5 protein-coding genes are annotated in these 5,421 nt (G+C 65.7%); all 5 read right to left on the reverse strand.

All coding sequences use genetic code 11. The annotated features are described in order from the left end of the window. Positions 1–102: 102 nt before the first annotated feature. Entirely contained in the window at positions 103–1,284 is a 1,182-nt protein-coding gene (locus HGK34_RS21830) for an AAA family ATPase (RefSeq protein ID WP_201851460.1), read from the reverse strand. Beyond that, positions 1,284–2,456, reverse strand: a complete 1,173-nt coding sequence (locus tag HGK34_RS21835; protein WP_201851462.1) for an exonuclease SbcCD subunit D — start codon at positions 2,454–2,456, stop codon at positions 1,284–1,286. The genes HGK34_RS21830 and HGK34_RS21835 overlap by 1 nt, the downstream gene beginning before the upstream one ends. Positions 2,457–2,559: 103 nt before the next feature. Then, on the reverse strand, positions 2,560–3,174 hold the full coding sequence (locus HGK34_RS21840; RefSeq protein ID WP_201851464.1) for a YrhB domain-containing protein: 615 nt from the start codon (positions 3,172–3,174) through the stop codon (positions 2,560–2,562). Continuing rightward, positions 3,171–3,716 (reverse strand): hypothetical protein, encoded by a 546-nt coding sequence (locus HGK34_RS21845; RefSeq protein ID WP_201851466.1) that lies wholly within the window; start codon positions 3,714–3,716, stop codon positions 3,171–3,173. Before HGK34_RS21845 ends, HGK34_RS21840 begins: the two co-directional genes overlap by 4 nt. Beyond that, positions 3,709–5,421, reverse strand: a 1,713-nt coding sequence (locus tag HGK34_RS21850; protein ID WP_207193647.1) for a DNA/RNA non-specific endonuclease, incomplete at its 5' end; no start/stop codon positions are given. The genes HGK34_RS21845 and HGK34_RS21850, both read right to left, overlap by 8 nt.

Consider the following 5,421-nt stretch of genomic DNA (forward strand, 5'->3'; position numbering starts at 1 on the left):
GCAGTAGTGTTGCCCACCAGAAAGGTGCTCCGATCCTCCAGCCCGACAGTGTCTCGACAACACCAATCGTGCCAGGTCAGAGCACCTTTCCCATGCCTTGAGTCACCTCACCCACGAAGAATCGAGGTCAGCAACAGTGCGTGCGGTGACGTGCAACGGTAGAGCGTCCACGGCGACTTCGAGTTCGGACGCTGCGCGTGCTCGGGCATCGTGTGCGTCATCCAAGCCTGCCAGCAAGGGCCGCAAACCTTCAGCCCGCTGCGCGGCGTCCAGGCAGTCCTGGGCGGCCACGATCTTCGCGCTTGCATCGTCGAGGACAGCGAGTTCTCGGCGGAGTTCGTCGCGGTGCTGAACGGCTCTCGCACCCTCTCTTGCGATGTCGTAGGCGACTTGTGCCTCGTCAGCAGCGGCGCGTGCAGCTTCTTCGGCATCCGCCGCGGTCTTCAACTCCTGGTCGAGAACGTCGCGGAGGTTCTCGGCTTGGATGGCAAGACCTGCGGCCTCTGGGTCCGCGGCCAGCGCAGCAGCCGTGAGCACCTGTCGGAAGGTGGCTCCCGGCGCCGAACCGTCCCCCGCCTCCGTGACACTGAGTGCGTCAGCCAGGTCGCCGAGACCACCGATCAAGACGTCGACCTCTGAGCGAAGCAGTTCGCGCCGCTCGTCGATGGTTGCCTCAGCGGTCTTGCGGCGAGCCGAGAGCTCGGTCTCGACCTGGTCGTAGATTTCCGTGCCGAACACTCTCTGTAGGAGGTCGGTTCGGTCCTCGGGCTTGGCATGGAGGAACGCGGCGAAGTCGCCCTGGGGAAGGACAACGGTCTGGACGAATTGCTGGCGTGACAGACCGATGGCTCTGCGAATCTCCTCGTCCGCCTCCCCTGGGCGCAACGACAGCGGCTCGCCGTGGTGCCCGGCATCCGGCGAGCTCAGGCGCCAAAGCTTGACAGACGGCGGCTGTTTCGTCATCCCGGTACCGCGGCGTTTGGAGCGCTCGTAGGCCGGGCTACGCCGCACTCGGTAGATGCCGGAGGCTGTCTCGAAGACCAGCTCAACGTAGGTCTCTGCGTCAGGATCGGCGTGGGTGGATCGAAGCCGGTCGTTGCTCGCGTGCTGGCCGGCCACCTGACCATAGAGAGCGAAGGTCATGGCATCGATCAGCGTCGACTTGCCCGCGCCTGTCGGCCCCTCGAAGAGGAAGAGTCCAGCGGCGGTGAGGCGGGCGAAGTCGACCGTGTGCGTGCCACGGTAGGGCCCGAGCGCGGAAAAGGTCAGGCGGTGCAGCTGCATCAGGCGCTCCTTTGCGCGGCGAAGACCGCTTCGACGGTCTCACGCAGGACGGCCTCTTCCGGCTCAGCAGGCGCGATGCCGGTGACGTGCTCGACGAAGCGGACTGCTACCTCGAACGGCTGATGGGCGGGCGTCACGGCGAAAGACCGGTCTACGGCAGCGCCTGCCGCCGCGTGTTCATACGAGACGTGAAGGGCGTGGGGAAAGTGATCCTTGATCTTCGCCATGAGCGAGGGTGGCCGGGAATCCTCGACGACAGTGACGTGTACCCAGTCCTGGGTGTGCTCGGTATCAGCCAGCAAGCTCTCGAGGCTGCCACGCAACTCGGTAAGACGGCGCGGTACGGGCGCCTCAACCAGCTCGGTTTCCAGAGTGTTCAAGTCGATGACTGCTGTGGACTTCCGATGGTTCTTCTCGGAGTACGAGTACGCGAGTGGCGATCCCGAGTAACGGACAAGCGGTCGGTCCGCATCGGGGACGGTGATGCGTTGCGGCCCGTGCAGGTGACCGAGAGCGACATAGTCCAAGGAAGTGTCGACGAAGACGCCTGCGGGGACGCCGTCGACCCCACCGACGCGGATGTCGCGCTCCGAATCCGATGGCAGCCCCCCGACGGCGAAGAGGTGGGCCATCGCGACTGCCGTCACACCAGGATCCTTCGACCGACGCGCCTTGATGTCCGAGGCGATACGCGCAAGCGCAGCGGTCGTGACCGCCTCGTGCGACCTGGCGAGCGGCTCATCGGGGTCGTCAGCAAGCCGGACCCGCGCATCGTCGACATCAAGGTAGGGAATCGCGTAGACGGCGACAGTGCCGTCGGGCGACTCAATGAGGACTGGCTCCCCGATCCGATCAGGCGCCGACCGGATATGGACCGTCTCACGCATGACGTTCGCACCGAAGCCGAGACGCGTCGCCGAGTCGTGGTTTCCAGGAGTCACGACGACATGAGTCAATGCTGCGAGACGCGTGAGTGTGTCTGAGAGCAGGGCCACCGCCTCAAGAGGAGGGATCGCCCGGTCGTAGACATCGCCAGCCACCAGAACTGCCACCGGTCGGACGTCCTCCGTAAGGTCCACGAGGTGGTCCAGGTACGCGGCCTGATGCTCCAGAAGATCCACTCCATGCAACGACCTGCCAAGATGCCAGTCTGACGTATGGATGATCCGCACACCGTCAGGTTAGAGATGGGGCATGTCTGACACCACCGATAGATCGGGTGAAGTCCTTCTGCCCAACTGGGCCTGGTTTGGTCCGGAGGAGACGAGTCGGCCGTCATGATGCTCCCATCGTGTCCGCTCCATGGGCGACGACGGTCGCTGCGCGTAGCGCCGGTGCAGCCTTCTTGAACTCCTGCGTGATCGCCCTGCGCGCGTCCGCCTCGTCAATCTCGCGGAGCTTGAGACGCCCCACCCCCATCAGCGCGATCGCGACGTCGGTGGTCGGGTGCCACTGGCCGTCGGTCTCGAAGACGGCGTCGCTGGACCTGTCCCCGGGACGCTCCCTGCGAAACAGCGCCCGATCGACGCGCGCGCCCCCCACGCGGGTCACGTACGAGCGGTAGTAGCGGGTCGTAGGCTGCGGCGCCCTCCAGTCCAGCGCCCGCCACTTGTCCAGTTCCTCCTCGACCGTGCCCGCGGTGCCCAGCACGACGTACGTGCCATCCTGGAGCTTCGGCACCGCGATCGGCCCCGCCACGATCTGCTGCAGGAAGTCACCAGTGCGCAGGTAGGCAGCCGAGTTCCAGCGCACCACCCACACGTCCATGTGATCCACGATCCCGGCCGTTCCGAACTCGCCGTCGTAGATCGCCACCTCCACACCATGCTCGGCGGCGTACCCATCAAGAGCAGCCTGCGCGATCTGGCGGGCCTGCCCCTTGGAGATCACGGGTCGACCCCGCCCGCAGAGCCAGGCGGTGTGTCACGGCGCTGCCGAAGTGCGTACTCGTACTCCTCGTACTCCGGTGGGTACTCCGTCTGAGCACGAGCGACCTGCTCGACGAGCCAGTCGGGCATCTTGTCCTGATCGCGCGGGTACTTGATCAGGTCGGCGGTGTAGAGGCTGGAAGCCGGCGTGGTATCCCACTGGGGAGCATCGTCGTAGTTGTAGTCGACACCCATGCGGGTACGGCCGTCCCTATGCATGATCGTCAGCCTTATCGAGAACCAGGTGCCGGCACCGTCTTGATACATCACGTCGCGAAGTTCCATGAGCTTCCTCCGTGCCGACACCGGTGCGACAAGGGATCTGTCCTCGCCAGTTGTCCGGTGAACCGTGAGTTCCCCCTCTGCGTACCGCGAGAGATTTCGGCCCACGAAGACGATGGTGTGCCAGTCCCCGGAATCCGATACGTGGAGTGCGATCTCGCGGGCCAACTGTTGGACGAGTTCGCCCGCACGAACTGCGGGAGGGACCATGCCTTCATTCATTCGGAAAATCCTTCGATGTACTGACGCCATCAATTCCATACTCGACCGATATCATCGTCGGCACTCGGCTTTCTCCCTCGTACACAGGAAGCACCCTGAACGTGATCCTGGGCGGCTCCCACTCGGGACCCGCATCTGGCGGCCGCTCCAGGTGTGAGCGTAGATCCTTCTCAACAGCGTAGAACGTATCGCGTGAACCGTTGCCTTGGTTGAGATCGGAGAGCATCGGGACGAGGTTGATGTCTTCCGGACCGCCTGCGAACATGTTGGCGAGCAGGTGGCCGCCGTCGTACTCATCGCCGCCCATGTTCCCGATCCGGCTCTGAATGCTCTCGGAACGATCCGCGTCACCGAGCTGAAGATCGTCCGCGTAGGCCTCGATCGCGCGTCCCGCGTGATCGGTGACGAACACGTGGTCGTTGACGACGTAGGTGACGTCGGGCTGAGGATTCATCAGGTCCCAGTTCAGCTTCCCCCTGCGGCCGTACTGGGCCTCGACGTGTACCACCTTGCCGGTGTCGTCGGTGTAGAACGTGCCACGGCCCGGGACCTCGTAAGCCGTGTTCGGTTCCAGGTTGTCGAGCGCCGCGAAGGGCTTGCGGGGAGACGGCGCTTCACCCGACAGTTGCTGAGCGACCTCCGGCGCAGCGAAGCGCTCGGCGATCGATCCGGTGTCGGGCGCTTCGGGTCGCGACCGCTGGCCGCCGTCGCCGAGGTCGAGATCCTGCAGGCCATCGAGCGTCGGCGCCTGCGCACCGAGCGCATCGGCGTGGCCCTGCTGACCCGCTGCCTCCCGGAGCCCGTGGATCTCGGTGTCGGACAGCCGCTCCAAACCTGGAGAAGCGTCGCCGAGGTCGACATGAGGGCTGCTGCCGGGGCTGGTTTCGAGGAAGTAGAGCCGGTCGCCGTCACGCAAGCGCGCCAGGTCACCGGTTTGCGGGTCGAGGAAGACGGTGCCGTGGCGCTCGTGGTTGATGACGTTGACGACGTGCCCGATCTTCCCGTCGCCGCGATCGATCGCGACCACGCCGCGCGACCCGTCGCCCAGGTCGTCCAGCCGGTCGATGATCGCGTCGGGCCCGTCGGCCTTGTGCCACTGGCCGCCGAGGGTGTCGGCGATGTCGGTGATCGGCCGGGACGCGGCCGACGGGCCAGCCATGACCTGTTTGCCGCCGAGCGTCAGGTCCCCGGCCAGCGCCGCGCGGGTGCAGTTGTTCTCGAACCCCGCCGCTCCTTCGGCGTAGCGGCCGGCGTTCACCTCCCGCATCCACGGCATCTCGTGATCGATGAAGTCGTGCGCCTGATCCGGTGTCATCGACCCCGCATGCACGGCAGGCCGTGACCCGCCCGGCACCTGCGAGGCCAGCTCCCGAGCCCAGGACCCGTCATGCCACGGGCTGTCGGGATCCGGCGCTTGTCGGACCATGTCGGGCCAGTCCACCCCGACCGCGCCCGCGGGCTGGTCGACACGGCCGGACAGACCTGCGATCTCCGCCTCGATCTGCGCCCACCGCGCCGACGTGATGGCCGGATCGGTCAACTCATCGATCAGCCCGTCCAGTTCCGTCTTGGCCCGTAGGGACTCTGGCGTGTGGAACTCGACCTGCACGATGTTGCCGTCCGGGTCCATCCAGTGCGACGTGATCCCCTGCGCCCCGGGCCGCCCCGACCCCTGTCTCTTATACACATCTCCGAGCCCACGAGA

The sequence above is a fragment of the Myceligenerans indicum genome, assembly GCF_016742955.1.
Classification (GTDB): domain Bacteria; phylum Actinomycetota; class Actinomycetes; order Actinomycetales; family Cellulomonadaceae; genus Myceligenerans; species Myceligenerans indicum.